At 41.0% G+C, this 1138-nt stretch carries 1 protein-coding gene and 1 pseudogene; one reads left to right on the top strand and one right to left on the bottom strand.

Translation table 11 applies throughout. From position 1 onward, the window contains the following. Nucleotides 1-93, top strand: a pseudogene (locus R8N49_RS24985) (fatty acid metabolism transcriptional regulator FadR); the annotation flags it as partial. Nucleotides 94-208: 115 nt separating this feature from the next. Here R8N49_RS24985 and R8N49_RS24980 read toward each other — a convergent pair. Next, the gene (locus R8N49_RS24980; protein ID WP_005482403.1) at nt 209-1015 is read right to left on the bottom strand and encodes a hypothetical protein; all 807 of its coding nucleotides are present in this window, start codon (nt 1013-1015) and stop codon (nt 209-211) included. Nucleotides 1016-1138: the final 123 nt, after the last annotated feature.

The following is a 1138-nucleotide window of genomic DNA, read 5'->3' as shown; positions in this document are numbered from 1 at the left end:
GTTGTAATTCGCCACTACGGTATGGAAAGTGCTCAAATCTGGAACGAGATGAAAAAGCAACTACCAACCAACTTCACTGAAGATGATAGCTAAGCATTGAGTGAGCAAAGTTAGAAAAAACCGCAGGCAATGCCTGCGGTTTTTTATTGCTCGTTACTTACGGCTTTTGATCTAGTTCCTCATGCAATTATGTCGAAAAATGAGTCTTTCAGGCTAATGAGAGTCTGGGCAAAGGCAAATACAGTGTTTCGACAATATCTGATAGCACGTGATCATAGGTATTGAAAATCGTCAGTGACAGATCTGAGGTGATGCCATAAAGTTCTTCTTCTGTTAGTCCGGTGTGTTTTCCTTCGACATAGTCGTTTAACGCTTGTGTCGAACGTACGGAGATCGGCGCTGCGATAGTCAATGGTGCTATTACCGCTAACTGATTCAGTTTACGTGTCATTACAGATGCGTAGTTCTTTACTCGAACGCTTCCTCCTTGTTCGTTTAAGTCTTGAATGCTAATACGAAGTTGAGTCAAGGTTTCGAGGCTATCGATAATGGTTTGCCAATTCATGTGGTACTCATCATGCAACTCATCTCGTTGCTCAACTGCTAGCCACGCAATAGTGACTTCATCCATTAAGAACAAACAATGTCGAATCAGCTTTCCGTGCTCCATTTGATTTCTCGCGATGCTGTTTTCCTGCCATTGTTCTAGCAACTTACTGACTTTTATCTGTAACACACGATACATGGGTTTATTTTCAAAGCGCGATGTTTCCAACAAAAGGTGCAGCTTGTTGTTGAGAGCATGATGGATCTCTTCTATTTCTCGATCATAGTTTTGTTGGGATTGAAGGGAGTAATGTGTGATTGCTCGATGACGTCTAAGCAAGTTAACGACATCGCGAAGGAGGGTAAGCAACTGATACTTTCGTGCATGTTGCTGTTCGCGTTTTGTGGAAAGGTGGTAAATGCCGGCTAATATGGCGACGGATAATAACGTTGAAATCAAAACAAACATAACCAACTCCTTGTTAGTGTTTGGACCTAGCAAGAAGGAATTAGCAGTTTTGATGCCAATTAAAATTACTTTAAAAACAAATGGTTAAATTTTAAACCTAAATGTTTTGCGCGTTATTGGTGC

It is taken from the genome of Vibrio sp. 1978 (assembly GCF_033344345.1).
This window is presented reverse-complemented; position numbering and strand designations above follow the sequence as displayed.

Excerpts from the sequence above, each read along its gene's own strand:
- R8N49_RS24980 (WP_005482403.1), bottom strand. The coding sequence starts at position 1,015 with ATGTTTGTTTTGATTTCAACGTTATTATCCGTCGCCATATTAGCCGGC.